This is a genomic window from Sphingopyxis sp. USTB-05, from assembly GCF_023822045.1.
In the GTDB taxonomy this organism is placed as follows: domain Bacteria; phylum Pseudomonadota; class Alphaproteobacteria; order Sphingomonadales; family Sphingomonadaceae; genus Sphingopyxis.
Genome location: NZ_CP084712.1, coordinates 3,777,821 through 3,793,276, shown reverse-complemented (window position 1 = coordinate 3,793,276; position 15,456 = coordinate 3,777,821). Strand labels below are relative to the sequence as shown.

The 15,456-nt window shown below is 58.2% G+C and carries 15 protein-coding genes; 10 read left to right on the top strand and 5 right to left on the bottom strand.

Annotated features, from left to right (window positions below):
• Positions 1-454 precede the first annotated feature (454 nt).
• A complete protein-coding gene (locus KEC45_RS17530; RefSeq protein ID WP_252172046.1) occupies positions 455-760 on the top strand; it encodes a hypothetical protein in 306 nt (101 codons plus the stop codon).
• Positions 761-782: 22 nt separating this feature from the next.
• On the opposite strand, the gene KEC45_RS17525 is transcribed toward KEC45_RS17530, so the two are convergent.
• Entirely contained in the window at positions 783-1,142 is a 360-nt protein-coding gene (locus KEC45_RS17525; RefSeq protein WP_252171210.1) for a hypothetical protein, read from the bottom strand.
• Positions 1,143-1,329: 187 nt separating this feature from the next.
• On the opposite strand from KEC45_RS17525, the gene KEC45_RS17520 reads away from it, so the two are divergent.
• The 5 genes from KEC45_RS17520 to KEC45_RS17500 all read left to right on the top strand — a co-directional run bounded on the left by KEC45_RS17520 (position 1,330) and on the right by KEC45_RS17500 (position 6,722).
• Entirely contained in the window at positions 1,330-2,823 is a 1,494-nt protein-coding gene (locus tag KEC45_RS17520; protein WP_252172045.1) for a recombinase family protein, read from the top strand.
• Entirely contained in the window at positions 2,820-3,722 is a 903-nt protein-coding gene (locus KEC45_RS17515) for a plasmid partitioning protein RepB C-terminal domain-containing protein (RefSeq protein WP_252172044.1), read from the top strand. The genes KEC45_RS17520 and KEC45_RS17515 overlap by 4 nt, the downstream gene beginning before the upstream one ends.
• A complete protein-coding gene (locus KEC45_RS17510) occupies positions 3,709-4,647 on the top strand; it encodes a plasmid partitioning protein RepB C-terminal domain-containing protein (protein ID WP_252171209.1) in 939 nt (312 codons plus the stop codon). Before KEC45_RS17515 ends, KEC45_RS17510 begins: the two co-directional genes overlap by 14 nt.
• Positions 4,648-4,782: 135 nt before the next feature.
• Positions 4,783-5,901 carry a Shedu immune nuclease family protein gene (locus tag KEC45_RS17505; RefSeq protein ID WP_252171208.1) on the top strand — a complete coding sequence of 373 codons (1,119 nt, stop codon included), beginning with the start codon at positions 4,783-4,785 and terminating at the stop codon, positions 5,899-5,901.
• Positions 5,902-6,212: 311 nt separating this feature from the next.
• Positions 6,213-6,722: a GIY-YIG nuclease family protein gene (locus KEC45_RS17500; RefSeq protein ID WP_252171207.1), complete on the top strand. Its 510-nt coding sequence runs from the start codon at positions 6,213-6,215 to the stop codon at positions 6,720-6,722.
• Positions 6,723-6,790: 68 nt separating this feature from the next.
• Here KEC45_RS17500 and KEC45_RS17495 read toward each other — a convergent pair whose 3' ends face one another.
• The 4 genes from KEC45_RS17495 to KEC45_RS17480 all read right to left on the bottom strand — a co-directional run bounded on the left by KEC45_RS17495 (position 6,791) and on the right by KEC45_RS17480 (position 10,578).
• The gene (locus KEC45_RS17495) at positions 6,791-7,642 is read right to left on the bottom strand and encodes a hypothetical protein (protein ID WP_252171206.1); all 852 of its coding nucleotides are present in this window, start codon (positions 7,640-7,642) and stop codon (positions 6,791-6,793) included.
• Positions 7,643-7,695: 53 nt separating this feature from the next.
• The gene (locus tag KEC45_RS17490) at positions 7,696-8,148 is read right to left on the bottom strand and encodes a MucR family transcriptional regulator (RefSeq protein WP_252171205.1); all 453 of its coding nucleotides are present in this window, start codon (positions 8,146-8,148) and stop codon (positions 7,696-7,698) included.
• Between the two features lie 160 nt (positions 8,149-8,308).
• On the bottom strand, positions 8,309-10,036 hold the full coding sequence (locus tag KEC45_RS17485) for a ParB/RepB/Spo0J family partition protein (RefSeq protein WP_252171204.1): 1,728 nt from the start codon (positions 10,034-10,036) through the stop codon (positions 8,309-8,311).
• A gap of 98 nt (positions 10,037-10,134) precedes the next feature.
• Complete coding sequence (locus KEC45_RS17480; protein WP_252171203.1) at positions 10,135-10,578, bottom strand: DUF2958 domain-containing protein; 444 nt, start codon at positions 10,576-10,578, stop codon at positions 10,135-10,137.
• A gap of 870 nt (positions 10,579-11,448) precedes the next feature.
• Between KEC45_RS17480 and KEC45_RS17475 the strand changes: the two genes are divergently transcribed.
• The 4 genes from KEC45_RS17475 to KEC45_RS17460 all read left to right on the top strand — a co-directional run bounded on the left by KEC45_RS17475 (position 11,449) and on the right by KEC45_RS17460 (position 15,454).
• Positions 11,449-11,718: an HNH endonuclease gene (locus KEC45_RS17475; protein ID WP_252171202.1), complete on the top strand. Its 270-nt coding sequence runs from the start codon at positions 11,449-11,451 to the stop codon at positions 11,716-11,718.
• A gap of 98 nt (positions 11,719-11,816) precedes the next feature.
• The gene (locus tag KEC45_RS17470; RefSeq protein ID WP_252171201.1) at positions 11,817-12,227 is read left to right on the top strand and encodes a very short patch repair endonuclease; all 411 of its coding nucleotides are present in this window, start codon (positions 11,817-11,819) and stop codon (positions 12,225-12,227) included.
• Complete coding sequence (locus KEC45_RS17465; protein WP_252171200.1) at positions 12,224-13,714, top strand: DNA cytosine methyltransferase; 1,491 nt, start codon at positions 12,224-12,226, stop codon at positions 13,712-13,714. The genes KEC45_RS17470 and KEC45_RS17465 overlap by 4 nt, the downstream gene beginning before the upstream one ends.
• Before the next feature lie 3 nt (positions 13,715-13,717).
• Positions 13,718-15,454 carry an McrB family protein gene (locus KEC45_RS17460; protein ID WP_252171199.1) on the top strand — a complete coding sequence of 579 codons (1,737 nt, stop codon included), beginning with the start codon at positions 13,718-13,720 and terminating at the stop codon, positions 15,452-15,454.
• Positions 15,455-15,456: the final 2 nt, after the last annotated feature.

Genomic DNA, 15,456 nt, shown 5'->3' with positions numbered 1-15,456 from the left:
CAGCGCTCTGAGAAGGCCAACAACAAAGGAACCGCCCACCACACAGGTCGCGATCCAAAATTCGATCGCGAGCGCCCTGTCCCGCCATTTTCTCGCTTGCTTTGCCATATGCCGACAATGACACGACCGAATATTGTAGGAAACCCGAGTTCTTGTTCTGACGTACGAAATAGGAATTGGTGCCCGGCCCAGTCCCGAAAGGGATAGGGAGCCCAGAACCGGGCACCCATCGCGCTAGCCTGACGGCTTGCGGCGAATTCCATCATTTGGCTTCAGATTCAATATCGCGCGGAGGCATGCGTTGGTTGCAGGGGCTAACTTGGCGAACGACCGGATCGAATGGTGGCGCAAAATGGCGCTCCCAATTTTTTTCGGGCTGCGCTAATTTCTAACCACAGAACATCTGCAAACGGGGAGTCGCAGGATGCTTATCGCTTCAATTCTTTTGGCTGCAATGGCGCCAGCACCGGCCGGCAATGTCGACGCGACGCGAGCCGCCTTCACGAAATGCCTCCGCGAGCATCTCAAGAAGCAGCTTGAGGCCAAGGTGACGGAGGCGGAGTTTGAACTTTCCGTGAAGTCGGCGTGCGACACAGAACAATCGGCATTTAAGGCAGCGGTTACGGCGACCAACCGGGCGGGCGGCGATTCGCAAGCCGATGCCGAGGAAAATGCGCAGATGCAGATCGACGACTATCACGCGAACTTTACGGACAAGTTCAAGGACTACGCTTCGACCAATACCATGCCGGGCGAATGATAGTTTCGGAGGAGGCAGCGCGTCAGTGACGTATTGGCGGCGCGCCTCCTTCGTCCATCAACAGTAAGAGCTCGCGAAGCTTAAAGCGCAAGCTGGCGAGCTCGAGCCCAACAGTAGCTTCGCGCCGCCCGGCGGCGATGAGCAGGTGACGCAGAAGTTCGTCCGAATGTCGCATCAGCGCGAGTAGGTGCGATCCACTAGGAGCGTGAGTTCCAGCGAGCCAATGCTTCACACATCGCTCGCTGGCGCCCGTCCATCGCATCAGCGTTTTGACCCCTCGATGGGTCTCTCCGACTTCCTCCGTGAGCGCGGCTGAAACCAGTTCCGCGAAGGTGATGTCGGCCTGTCGTTGCGGTAAACTCTTGCCCGTTTTCGGCAACATCTTACCTCTCCTCGCCGTCTATACTCACCCCGCGTTGCGTCATCGACTCGTGGGGATCGCATACGGCCGAACCCTGCGAGCCATCCTCTTTAGATTTGGGGCTGGTGAAGTGGCAGAATGGTCCGATCAGTTCCGAAAAGAAGGCGAAGCGCTGTCGCCGACGGTTCGCGCTGCCGAATATGTGCGGATGTCGACCGATCACCAGCGTTACTCCACCGAGAATCAAGGTGAGGCAATCCGCCGGTACGCTGAGACTCGCGGAATTGAGATCGTCAGAACCTATGCCGACGCCGGAAAAAGCGGATTGAGTATCGACGGCCGGGACGCTCTCAAAAAATTGATCGAGGATGTTCAGACCGGGACAGCCGATTTCACGATGGTTTTGGTCTATGATGTCAGTCGCTGGGGCCGGTTCCAGGACGCCGACGAGAGCGCCTACTACGAATATATCTGTAAGCGGGCAGGGATCGCCGTCGAATATTGCGCGGAGCAGTTCGACAATGACGGCAGCCCGGTCTCGACGATCGTAAAGGGCGTCAAGCGCGCCATGGCTGGCGAGTATAGTCGCGAGCTATCGGCGAAGGTTTTCGCGGGTCAAGGCCGACTAATTGAAAAAGGGTTCCGCCAAGGCGGCGGCGCGGGTTTCGGGCTTCGGCGGACGCTTGTCGACGAACAGGGTCATGTGAAGGCCGTGCTGAGGCGTGGAGAGCACAAAAGCATTCAAACCGATCGCGTTATCCTCACTCTCGGCCCGAGCGAGGAAGTGGAGGTCGTTCGCGATGTCTATCGGGCCTTCGTTCATGAGGGGCAGACTGAGGCTCAAATCGCTGACGGGCTCAATCGCCGCGGAATCCGCACCGACCTCGATCGTCCTTGGACCCGAGGCACAGTTCATCAGGTGCTGATCAACGAGAAATATGTCGGCGACAATGTCTGGAACCGACAATCCTTCAAGCTCAAGAAGAAGCGCGTTCGAAACGATCCGGGCATCTGGATCCGGGCGGAGGGCGCCTTTGATGCGATCGTTGAGCGCGATCTGTTCGAAGCGGCGCGATCCATTATCGGGGCACGCTCATTCCGACTCAGCGACGAAGAAATGCTCGGCGCACTTCGCGATCTTTACGAACGCCGGGGACTACTCTCCGGCCTCATCATCGACGAATCCGACGGAATGGCCTCAAGCAGTGCTTATGGATCGCGTTTCGGGAGCCTGCTGCAAGCCTACAGTTTAGTGGGTTATCGGCCAGACCACGATTACCGCTATATTGAAATCAACCGAGCCCTTCGACGCCTGCACCCCGATGTGGTGAAAGATGTTCTGGAGGGTCTGGTCGAGACGGGCAGTGTCGTCGGCCAGGACGACAAAGGCGAGCGGCTTCTCGTCAACGGCGAGTTCAGCCTTTCGATAGTCATAGCCCGTTGCACGTCCACGCCGACCGGCTTGCTGCGATGGAAGCCACGGTTCGACACCGCCCTTCTCCCGGACATCACGATCGTCGTCCGGATGGACCGAATGAACCGGAGACCGCTCGACTATTATCTATTTCCCCGCATCGATCTCGCGGCGCGACGGCTACGGCTGGCGGAGGACAATGGACTGGGTCTCGATGCCTATCGGTTCGAGTGCCTCGATTATTTATACCACATCGCGGCACCGGTGCCGCTGAGCGAGGTGGCATGAGCGACGTATCACGCCCGCAGCATATAGAGATGATCCCGTTATCCCGGATCAATGTCCTAAATCCGCGCGGGCGGAACAAGCGTCAGCACCGAGAGATTGTCGATAATATCGAGGCGATCGGTTTGAAGCGCCCGATCACGGTGAGCCGAAGGGCGGGTAGTGGGGGGCTCGTATATGACCTCGTCTGCGGCGAGGGGCGTCTGGAGGCATTCCAGATGCTCGGAGAAGAGGAAATACCTGCGGTCGTGATCGAGGCGACCGAAAGCGAGTGCCTTGTCATGAGCCTCGTCGAAAACATCGCGCGGCGGCATCACCGGCCAATCGATCTCATCCGCGAGGTTGGCGAACTCAGGAAGCGGGGACATACCGAAACAGCGATCGCGGAAAAAATCGGCGTGTCGGCGTCTTGGGTAAATCTGGTTCTCAACTTGATCTCGCGTGGTGAGGAGCGACTTCTCTCGGCGGTAGAGACGGGGCTCATCCCTATCACTTTGGCGATCGAAATTTCACGCGCGGAATCGGACGAGGCGCAGCGAATATTGCTCGACGCATATGAAAAAGGCGATCTGCGAGGGAAGAAGCTGACGGCGGTTCGGCGATTGCTGGAAGCCCGTCTCGAAGCCCGTAATAAGGGCCTTCCAGATGGGAGGCTCGGCCGCAAGCGGACATCGCGTCGGCTGACCGCCAGTCAGTTGATGGAAATTTACCAGCGCGAAGCGGAGAAGCAGCGACTGTTGGTCAAGAAATCCGAGTTCGCGCAAACTCGCCTACTTTTCGTCGTCGAGGCGATGAAGGAATTGCTGGCCGACGATGGGTTTCACACGATGTTACGCGCCGAGAGCCTCGACCAGGTTCCGCGCTGGCTTGAACTAAGGATGGCAGGTCATGCAGCCGATTGATGAAGGCCGGGTCCGCGCGGCGTTCGACAGGGACTTTGTCACCGTACCGATCGCCGCCATCGTGCCGCTTAAAAGCTTGCGGCAAGGCGCACTCGAAAGCGGTAAATACGGGCAGATATTGCGTTCGATAAAAGCCATTGGGCTGGTCGAGGCGCCAGCTGTGATCGCCGCGCCGGGAAATGATCAACGCTATTATCTTCTCGACGGGCATTTGCGGATCGAAGCCCTCAAGCAGCTTGGCATAGAAGAAGTCGAATGCCTGCTCGCGACGGAAGAGGACACCTACACATACAACAAGCGTATCAGCCGCCTTCCGCCCGTTCAGGAGCACAGGATGATCGTGCGAGCGGTCGAACGAGGTGTCGCACCGGCGCAGATAGCAGAAGCGCTCGGCCTTGAGGCTGACACAATCGTGAAGCGCTTCAGGCTACTGGATGGAATCAGCCCCGACGTGGCGGAGAAGCTGAAAGAGACCAATTGCTCGATCAAGGTGTTCGATATTCTGAGGCGCATGTCTCCCATTCGCCAAATCGAAGCCGCCGATCTCATGGCTGGGCAGAACAATTTCAGTTCGGTTTTTGCAAGCGCTCTCCTCGCCGCGACGTCACCCGACCAATTGATTAAGCACAAGGGCAGGCCCGGACGAACCCCTACACCCGACGGACAGCAAATAGCCCGAATGGAACGGGAGCTTGCGGTCCTTCAGAGCCGTATTACGTCGGTTGAGGATAGCTACGGCATCGACAATCTTCATCTAACGCTCGCGCGCGGTTATCTCTCGAAGCTACTTGCCAATCCGAACGTGGCGCGCTGGCTAACGCTGCATCGCCAAGAATATCTCGTCGAATTCGAGCGCATAGCAGAGATAGAGACCTTGGGAGTGGCAACCGAGCCCGCCCCCCAACAATATTTGGCGACCGTCTAGCCGGGGCCTCCGGCAACAATTCCGTTCCGTCCGGTTTACTGTTCTAGGAGGCCGGACCCCAATCGCAGATTGGGGAAAGCCGGCGATCGCATCACTGCCTATCGATCCCGCCTGTAGGTCGTGATAGCATAAGCCATGTCCGACGACGTCGATTATCTGGCGAACTATAAGCCAAATCAGCTTTACACTCATCCCGCGAAGAAGGGAGCGTTCGCTACGATCGTTGCAGAGAGCGAAGAAGATGTAGGCGAAGTCGAACTCACCTCACGCTGTAAGTTAGCGGTGAAAGCCTTTTATGTGTCCGATCGTCGGGACTTCGGCTCGTTGAAGATCACAAAGCTTCGCCTTCATCAGCGCTTCGGCTGGCAAGAAGATGGCCATGTCCAAGTCAACCACTGCCAAACAGCGCAGATGGCGCAGCTCCTCTCGATCATTTCGCATCTCGACCTGTCGGAGGCCACGAAGGCGCGAGTTTCGCTCGAGAACGTTGATGTGGCTGCGTTGGGTATGCTTCTCGGCACTGATAAGGGCGCGGCAATCATAAAGGAAATCGCCGAAACTCCATCGCTGCCCCATGACATTTACGCTGTCGCAGGGAAACGACAGGCTCTTGCGGAATTCGAGGCGTTACTGGGCAGCGCCAAAAATGAGCGCACTTGGCAGGCATTCTTCGAGCGCAATCCATGGGTTTTTGGGCATGGTTTGAACTATGTTTTTTTGGATAAGGTGGGTCAAAAGCTGGAGTCGCGAACAACCGGCAATTCGTTTGATACTCCCGGCAAAACCGCGGACGCACTAATGCGGACACGTGCCGAAATCAGCCAGTATGTGCTGATTGAGATAAAAAGGGACGCAACAGACCTGTTACGGAAAGACGCGTATCGCGCGGGTTGCTGGGCCGTTTCCGGCGAACTATCTGCCGCGGTGACGCAAACGCAGAAAACCGCGTTCGAATTCAGTCGCAAAAGGTTCCGGGACGCGTTGAAGGACGAACAGGGCAACGATACCGGTGAGTTCGCCTATTCGATTGAGCCCCGCAGCTACCTCGTTATTGGCCACATGGCTGAGCTGATGGGGAATGACGACAAGGTTGCGTGCTTTGAACTCTATAGACGAAATATCCGGTCGCCGGAAATTATCACGTTCGACGAACTCTATCAGCGTGCGCGTTGCATCGTGGAGAATGTCAGCATCGATGAGGGTGAGGCGAAGGACGAAGCTTTCGGTAACGACGATTGGGTAGCGCCATTCTAGGTCTTCCACCTTCGATGCGCGCTGCGACGTCGCAGATTAACGGGCGCAGTTCCAAATTCTGTTTGGTATGGGCGATGAAATGAAGCGGCGCGACAGCTCGGCAACATTCTTGGCGACTATTGATGTCGCCTAAGGCTTTTGGACCGGTCTTGGAGGCCCAGCGCCCCTCCCCCGAGAGCGTAGTAGCCGGCCTCATAACTAAGGCAGACCGAATCCGCGCCCTTGCGTTGGCGGGTTACTTTAGAACCGAGATCGCGAGCATTCTGGAGATACGCTACCAGCATGTACGGCATGTTCTCGAACGCTCGGGAATGAGCCTTGGGAAGATCCGCAGCGCCGGCATCGACGCCATCTCAGTTCCGGTCGATAGGGTGGAAGCGCTCGCGAAGCGCACAGCAAAGTCAGCATCAACGGCTATTGAGCCCTTTCCTCCGTCTAAGCTCCTTGACGCCGGTTTCATCCGAATCGGCGAGTGGACCTCAGTGAGCGAAGAAGTCTTCGTGCTAGACACTTCGGCGCCCCGTGAACCTGGCGTCTATGCCTTCGTGGTCGATGGTGTCATCCGTTACATCGGGCTGACACAGAGAGGCATTCGAACCCGTATGGCTCATTATGTTCGTGGCCATAGTCGTCAGCGGACCAGTGCGCGCATTAAAGGTCGTATTCTAGAAGCTTTGGCGGAGGGCCGCCGCGTCGAAGTCCTAGTCGCGACCCCTGAACCGACCGAATGGAAGGAGCTTCCTGTACTGACGGCTCCCGGACTCGAAGCCGGATTGATCCGTCTCGTCCAACCCGAATGGAACATGCAGGGAATCGGATGACGACGGCTTGGAGCCGCCTCCAAATCGTTGGAATGCGAGGCGCATAATCCACGGGGAGAATTTACCGATTAGTGGTCTCGAACCTGTTCGAGGAAATCGATACCCAATCTGTGCGCTATGCTTACGACCGCGGATGTCGCTTTCCCTCCAAGCACCAGGACGACGCGGGTCCGTATTTCCTTGTCAGCTACAATGGCCTCGGCCATTAACACCTCCCGATATTTGAGGCACTGGAAAACACCTCGCACCATATCGCCTTCGCTCGCATGATGGGGTTTTACCTCAACTGCGAACTGAAGACCGCGTCGCTCGAATAGAATGTCAATGCAGTCCCCCGACGCGGTTGCGCGTTCAATTACGCCATGCGTGCTGCCTGCAAAGAGCCCGACTATCTCAGGATGAGTTGCGACATGTGTCTTAAGCCTGAAATGATCGGGTCCCTCGCCGCCTCGCCCCTTAGATTTACGCGCTCTCTCGACAGCCTTGGCCAGAGAGCCGGCGTCGAACGGAATATCGAGGAGTTCACATAGTTCGGGCCAGTGTTGATAGGTGGCAGCATCGGCATAGACTGCTTTCAGAACCGCGCGCTTGGCGTCGTTCGTGCGAGCACGACTGTAGGTCTTGGACAAAAAGCCATTGATGCCGGAACCGGGCAGGCCAGTGACGTCGTTGACCACGAGCGAATGTAGCGGCGGCGGCGGTCGTCCCTTCCAGCCACGAAGCGCTCCGATAGCGGCCAACGTATGGCCGATATGGCCGGCGATGTGGTGTACAGCTCGGTGGTGAATGCCAAGTTCCCTAGCCACCGACCCGTAGGTAATCGGGGTCTCCAGCCGCGCTTGGCGAATTAGGATGGGAAGGAGGGCAGGCATGCGTTGAGCCGACACCGTGCCGTTGTCGAGCCAAGCGCGAATATTCACCGACCAGCTTCCCCCAAATCCCTAAACTAGGGCTCAGCCCAAAGGCATGATAGTTAGTCGCGACCGCGGCGCGCTGGAACCTTGGCGGCAGACTTGCGGCCGCCTCCGTGCCCTTTAGTGCCGAGGCCGATTTCCTTGGCAAGCGCGCGGCGCTTTTCCGCATAGTTTGGCGCGACCATCGGATAATCCCTCGGGAGGTTCCACTTGGCGCGGTATTCATCGGGCGTCATGCTGTAGTGCGTCATTAAATGACGGCGCAACATTTTCAGCTTCTTGCCGTCTTCCAGACACACAATGTAGTCGGGTTTTACCGAAGCCCGGATCGACACAGCCGGTTTCTGCTCGTCTACCGGTTCCTCGACCGGGCAACCAAGTCCCGCGAGCGCGCCATGCACGCGTGAAATCAGGTCGGGTAGATCGGCCATGCCGACGCTGTTGTTCGATACATGCGCCGCGACAATATCGGCGGTCAGCGCGAGCAGCTTATCCTCGGTGTCGTCAGACATCGGCGATCTCCTTTTCTGCCCGTCCCCTATCAACTGCCTGATCATCCGGCCACGACTATTTGACCGATGGGGCATCGCGCCGCGCGCCCGGAAAGGGCGGGCGGTGCGCGATTTTTTCACTCTCAAGGATGGAGGGCGGCGGGATGCCGCCGCCCTAAGTTCACGCCGCTTCGCGCTGCGCCTTTGCGTTGTGCGTCACAGCCTCGGTGTGTGCAGTAGCGGTGCCCACCCCGCTGCGCTTGGTGTAGGCGGCAGGTGGAAAGGCCATCCACCTCGGCACCCACCCCTCGACCTTGGTGCGGCCATTATTGCCGTCCAGATGATCGCGCACGATCGCCTTCAAGGTCGCGCCCTTCTCTTTGGCATTGGCGGTTGCGACCTCCGTTCCGCCAACCTCGGCAACAACCGCAGTCAGCAACGCCTTGTCGCGAATACCCGTAAAGAAGGCATCGTCGGCGCTCCACCATGCGGCCATGTCGATACCGATTTGGAGGCCCACCGCCTCGACGACCGCGCTCCCGGCGCACAGCGTCTCGCCCATGACGATAGCGATCACATCCATCACGGCACGGTCGGGCAAGTCGAGCAGTCGCTGGTACAACTCCGCGAGCGGCATCGAATTACCACTGGTTACTGTCGGCTCCTCGGCATCGAAACCGAGCAGCGCCAACACCGCGCGCCGCTTCTCGTCGAACACCGCCTCGGCCCTGCTGACCTCAACGCTCTCGCGTACATCGTCGTCCTTCGTCGATTGCGGCTCGATACGCACGTTCCAAAGCGGCGAACCCGCGACGGCGTGGGCAACCATCAAGCGCAGAGCGACCGCTGGATGGCTTGTCAGTTCGGCGCGCACGGCGGCATGGCGATGAAGGTCGATGTAGGTCTGCATCCGCGAAGTTAGTTCCGGACGCGACGCCTTGGGCGCGGCTTCGATCTTCTCGCCCTTTTCGAGCCGTACTGCTTCCTTTGCCGTTACATAGCCCTCGTGGATATCGACCTCGCCGCTATCGCGAACCTCGATATAGACGCGCCCGCCCTTGTGCTTCGCCGCGTGCCGATGCTCCCATTCGCGAAAATTTCCGCCCTTCGGCAGGACGACGACCTCGTTCCACCCCGCGTCCAGAAACCGCGCCCGCTGTTCCTCGACGGCGGCGAGTTGCGCAGTCCAGAAAGCATCGCTGTCCGCGAAATAGCGTTCGTCCCCGAACAGGTCGGCAATGATCACAAGGCCGCTCGCCTCGACGTCGAACAGGGCATGGGCCGCGCTGATCGCGCCGCCACCGAACAGCCAATTCTTGAGCTGCTGGCCCTGCGGGCAATAGGCGTCCGCGTCATCGAACAGCGCCAGCCATGTGCGCTGCTGAGATTTGGAGGCCATCGTCAGGTGCCGCACCGTGCTCGCGCGGATCTTCTCCTTTGCATAGAGCGAACGGATGCGCGGCAATAGGTTGCCCAGCGCGAGGATGCGCTTCACCATTGCCTCGGGCATTTCGAACGTATCGGAAATGTCGGCGATGCTGCGCCCCTCGCGAACCAGCCGCGTATAGCTGACCCATTGAGTGACCTCGTCGGCATCGCGCCGCGCGACATTCTCGATCAACGAGGCTTCGAGTGCGGCGGCATCGTCGCCTTCTTCGAGGATCGCGCAGGGCAGGGGTTCGGCGTCCCCCTTCTCGCCCGCGACGATGGCTGCCGCAGAGAAGCGCCGTGCGCCCGCCACGATCTCGAAAGCACCCTCGGCGCAGTTCGGACGGACGATCAGCGGAACGAGAACACCGCGCGCACGGACGGTAGGCAGAATATCCGCCATATCGGGCAACTTCTTGGCATAGCGCATATTGGTCTTGCTGATCGACAGCTTGCCAAGGTCGATAAAGTCGAGTTTCATTGTCTTCACCTTTCTTCTGGAAGGTGCCGGTCCGTCGAGTTTCGCGATTGGGCGGACCGGCTTAGGATTGGCGGCGAGACGCGCCGCCCGCGTCAACCTCAGCCCTCGGACTTCGGAAGCTCGTCGCCACGCGCAGCGCGGCGGAAATTCTGTTCGGCGGTGATGATCGATCCCGCGCGGCGGGCGGCAGCGGTCCAGCCCGACAGCGGAACCTCGGAAGCAAAGCCCAGATCGCGCTCGATGCCTAGACCGAAGGGCAAGCGCACCGATGCGAGTTCTGACAGGCTGAACGAACCAAGTTCGGGACAGCCGAAACCAAGATCGGCCAGCCCGAACAGCGTATCGCCATCCTCGCACAATTCGGTCGCGAGCCATGTCGCCGCGCCGACCGGCGAGAAGAATTTGGCAACCGGCACGAAGTCCGGCTCCACCGCGCCCGCCCTCACGGCGGCACGCCGCGCCTCATCATTGGCACGCAAGGCGTCATGAAGTTCAACGGACAGGAGCTTGCCCCCATCACGGCGTTCGCTGGTCTTTCCCATGCTATCCTCCATTCCCGCCCCCTAACCATCAGGCCCCCGGCGGAGCGGGGGTGGGCGGCGAGAACGACCTGCCGGGCGCGGCCAGGAAGGCGGCACGCACCCGAAGGGCTGGAACGAAGAGGAAGAGCCGCGCAGCGGCTTGCGGGAAGCCGGGACGCGCCCAGAGGGGAGAGCCGGCCAACCTAGCGACAGACGGGAGGCCGATCGACAACGCCGCCGCGCGCCGCGCGGCGCCGACATGATCGTCAGCGACGAGGACCTATCCGCCCCTCCGGCGGATCGAGAAAAGAAAAGCGCTCTTGGACCGACCGCAGGCGGTGCGGCGTGCGTGCGCAGATGTGCTTAGCCGTCGCACCGGCAAGATAGGCGGACCGAGTGCGCAGCGCGGTCAGGGCAGACGTGCGATCCCTGTCGGCGCCTGCCGCCGGCAGCGCGCGCTCATTTGCAACCGCGCACAATTTGGGGCGTCGCGGGGGCGGCCAGCCCCTGCGGAAAGGGTGCGAACGGACCTTCGGCCGGACGTCAGGGGAAGGCCTTCCCCTCCCTTGCCCAATTCCAACCCATGCATTATTTGTCGCGAGCGGGCCGAAGGCTTTAACCTCGGCGGATTAGTCGCTCAGACAATCCCGCACCCTCGGTATCCAAAAGGATTCGAGATTGCCGCTGACGGACTGCGGGGTGACATTATTTGGTGTCGTCCAGCGCGAAGCCATAAGGCTCCCAATCGAGGGGCGGAACCGTTTAGATACGGCCGCGGCGCATCCGCTTTGACCAGATTGTCGAAGCGAGAATGCTATGTGCAAACTACAGAAGATCCGTGATCGAAAGGCCCTAAGCCAGGGCTGGGCCTGCTATTATTGCGAGCAGCCAATGTGGAAGGACAATCCCGCCGCATTTGCCGCCAAAAACGGCATCACATTGCGGCAGGCGCGGCTGCTTCAAGTCACTGCCGAACATCTGACCCCACGCGCCGACGGCGGATGCGACAGCGACAAAAATATCGTCGCAGCTTGTGTCTATTGCAATATCAGCCGCCACAAGGGCCGCGACGTGCTGTCACCCGATGCCTATGCAAGCAAGGTACGTCGCCAGTTACAATTGGGACGATGGCACGGATTGCTCTTGCAGGAGACAAACTGATAGGTTGGAAAGTCGTTGATGCCCACACGTCTACCGGTCATCTGGACCAGATCGTGGGAGCGCCTTTCCATGATGTTCGGCATTGATATAACCGATCAATGGCAGACATTTTCACCCCGGAAAAGCGCAGCCAGATCATGGCGAGCATAAAGTCCGGTAACACGAAACCGGAGCTGATGGTGCGGTCAATCCTGCACCGGATGGGCTTCCGCTTTCGACTACACCGAAAGGATTTGCCCGGACGCCCGGACATCGTACTAGCCAGACACCGCACGGTCATATTCGTCCACGGTTGCTTCTGGCATCTGCATTCCGGATGCCGGGAAGGACGTCTCCCAAACTCCAGGCGGGAGTTTTGGAGTGCAAAGTTGAGCGCCAACGCGCTTAGGGACGTGAGAAATGCGAAGGCGCTTGAAGAGATCGGGTGGCGCGTTATCACGGTATGGGAATGCGAATTGAAAGATCGGGCGGCGCTGGTTGACCGCCTGGTTCGGGAGCTGAATTTGTGAGTGACAAGTGGGTGGCTGAAAAGTTGGCGGCAGCGCAGTCGCGCGGCTATTTAAGGACGATTGATTTGTTCGCCGGCTGTGGCGGAATGAGCTTGGGGTTCCATCGCGCGGGATTCCAATCGGTGGCTGCCGTCGAAATTAATGAGGCCGCGAGACTATCACACGAGAAGAACTTTGGTCGGCGCGCAGCTCCAGGTCATTATCGTTCTTTCTCCGACGTCACGAAGACTACGCCGCAAGAGGCCGTGGCGCATCTCACCGATTTGGAAGAGGTTCACGAAGCTGTTGATGTCGTAATCGGTGGACCGCCGTGCCAAGCATTTTCGCGTTTGGGGCGTGCGGCGCTTTGGCGCCTTGCCGGAAAAGATCACGCGCACGGGGAAGACGAGCGCGCAACGATGTACCACCACTATTTGCGTTATGTCGCTGAGCTTCGACCGATCGCCTTTGTGATGGAGAATGTTCGCGAGATCGGAAAATTCGTTGGCCGCAATATCGCGGAGGAAATTGCGGTTACGGCGGATGAGATGGGGTATGAGGCCCGTTATTGCCTACTGAATGCGGCTTGGTACGGCGTGCCGCAGTTGCGCGAGCGCATGTTTATTGTTGCGGTCCGGAAGGAGCTCGGTTTCGTACCCGAATTCCCTCTGATCCGGCACGATTGCGACATTCCCGTAGGATACTCCACTTCTCGCTCCGGTACCGGTTTCTCGCAAGTGTTGGAGCCGTCAGACCACTACGTCGATCACGCAGATGCGGAAGCTAGCCTGAAGCCTGCTGTTTCTGCGGGGGACGCCTTCGCCGACTTGCCAAAAATCACGGAACACCTCGATGGCCGCCGGGGCAAAGGGAACAAGCGCAAAATCGACGAGCAATTCCGTTACACGAAAAAAGATTCCGAATTCTCCCGCGAGATGAAACAATGGCCGGAATTCGAAGCCGGCGACACATTTTCTGGTAATGTGATCCGATACACTCCGAGGGACTATGAAACCTTTCGTCGCATGCCAAGCGGCGGAATGTATCCGGAGGCGTTGAAAACAGCTTGGGAAATTTTTCGGGAACGGCTTGCCGAAAAGGAACTGCAACTAGGGAAACAGATATCTGAGGGAAGTCCGGAATGGGCCTTGCTCCGCGACAGCATCGTTCCGCCGTACAAAGATCATCGGTATCCTAACAAATTCCGAAAGATGTCGAAGAATGAGCCGGCGAGGACTGTTCCAGCCCACATTGGCAAGGACTCGTACTCGCACATCCATTTCGACAGCAGCCAAGCGCGTTGTATTTCCGTTCGGGAGGCCGCGCGCCTTCAGTCCTTTCCAGATGCCTTTCATCTGGAGGGCAGCATGAACACGCAGCTCACGCAGATCGGCAATGCTGTGCCGCCTCTGCTTGCGTATGCTGTGGCGCATTCGTTGCGGAAACAAATTGACCGTGCAAGCAAATCAATTGTCGACACGGACGCCCTCTTAGATGCGGCAGAATAGTTAATGGGCGAGCTCGTATTCGCCGCGCGGAGCCTTGCAGCATCAGGTCTCGGTTGGTTCCTGTTTACCCGAAGCACCGTCGGCGAAGACGCTGGCAAAGAGCGAGCTATTAACATCAATCGCAATGTCTTGGACGAATGGTTCCCGGATCGTGATGATGCGAATGAAGATCCCATCGATATTTCTTCCCGGTACCTTGATGGCTTTGACCTGACAGGGAACACGATAAAGGCTGATACTCGCACCATCCGCAATCAAGGCGGGGGAAAGAATTGGAGGCTGGCCGGCGAGGCTATCGCTGGGCCGAAATACGACATGCGAGCCCAAGACCTGATGTTCATGGTCTTCGATAAATCCACGAATACTCTGTCTTGGATCACAATCCGGTCAGGCGGCGATAGCTCGCGAACGGTTCCAGTGGAAGAGAGTCAACTTTATTCGGCCGTACTTGCTCTGCTCGGCCCAAGCGACCGGAGCATGTGGTTGATTGATCCTGATAAGGCCGCCCACATTACCCAACAAATAACGGCCGTATTTCCAAAAGCGGGGGAGCTTCTTATGGCGCACAAGGCGATGATGGAGGCTTGGCTTTCCGATCTTAAAGGGTCCGGTTTCATCGCTAGCAGGAGCGTGGAACGACGCCTGCCATTGGCACTTCAGACAAAACGATTTGTCATCCTCACCGGCCTCTCAGGTTCCGGTAAGACTCTGCTGGCACGCCTATTCGCGAAGTGGATTTCTCCCTCCGCAGAAAATTATGTTGTTGTGCCGGTGGGATCAAATTGGACTTCCAACGAAAACATTCTTGGATATCCCGACGCTCTAAGCCCGGATCGATATGTAAAAACTGCTGCGGTTGAAATCATTTTAAGAGCCTCCGCGGCGCCTGACGAGCCTCACATTCTAATTCTTGATGAAATGAATTTGTCGCATGTTGAAGGGTATTTTGCAGATTTCCTGTCGGCCATTGAGTCACCGAACGAACCCCTGCATCTACATGGCGACGCAGCCGAACGGGGGGACGTTCCACCCTTTCTGAAGGGCCTGCCCCGCAATCTTTTTGTGATTGGGACGGTCAATGTCGACGAGACCACCTACATGTTTTCGCCGAAGGTTTTGGATCGTGCAAATGTAATCGAGTTTCGCGCCGATCCTCATGCTATGCGCGGATTTCTGGAAAATCCTCGAAAAGCCGAAGCCGATACCATCGCCAAGGGCGGCGAAGCACACGCGGCCGAATTCGTGGCCCGTGCGAACGCAGATTCAGAGCTAGACGCCACGGTTTCGGCCATTTTCAGCGCGGAAATGATGTTTCTCTTCGATGTGCTCTCAAAATACGAGCTGGAGTTCGGCTTCAGAACTGCTCACGAGATTATGCGATATATCTCTCTGGCGCGAAATATCGAAGCGGGTTTGCCGTGGGACGCCGAACGCGATCTGCTGCGTCAGGCTTTCGACGAGCAAGTTTGCCAAAAGATCTTGCCAAGGCTCCACGGTGCACGAAAGCATCTGGAACCTATATTGCTGGAACTCGGGACCTATTGCGCTTTGGATCGCGCTTGGTCGGCTGATAGCGCTGGAGACTTGAGCGCTTTGCAGCTCACGACCCAATCCGCGGTGCAAGAAGGTTCCTTGCCGGCAAAAGACAGCGGCGCTTTTCTGCCGACGTCGCACGACAAGATCGTGCGGCTACTGGACCGAGTGCGCAGAAACGGCTTTGCGAGCTTCGCCGAGGCATAGCG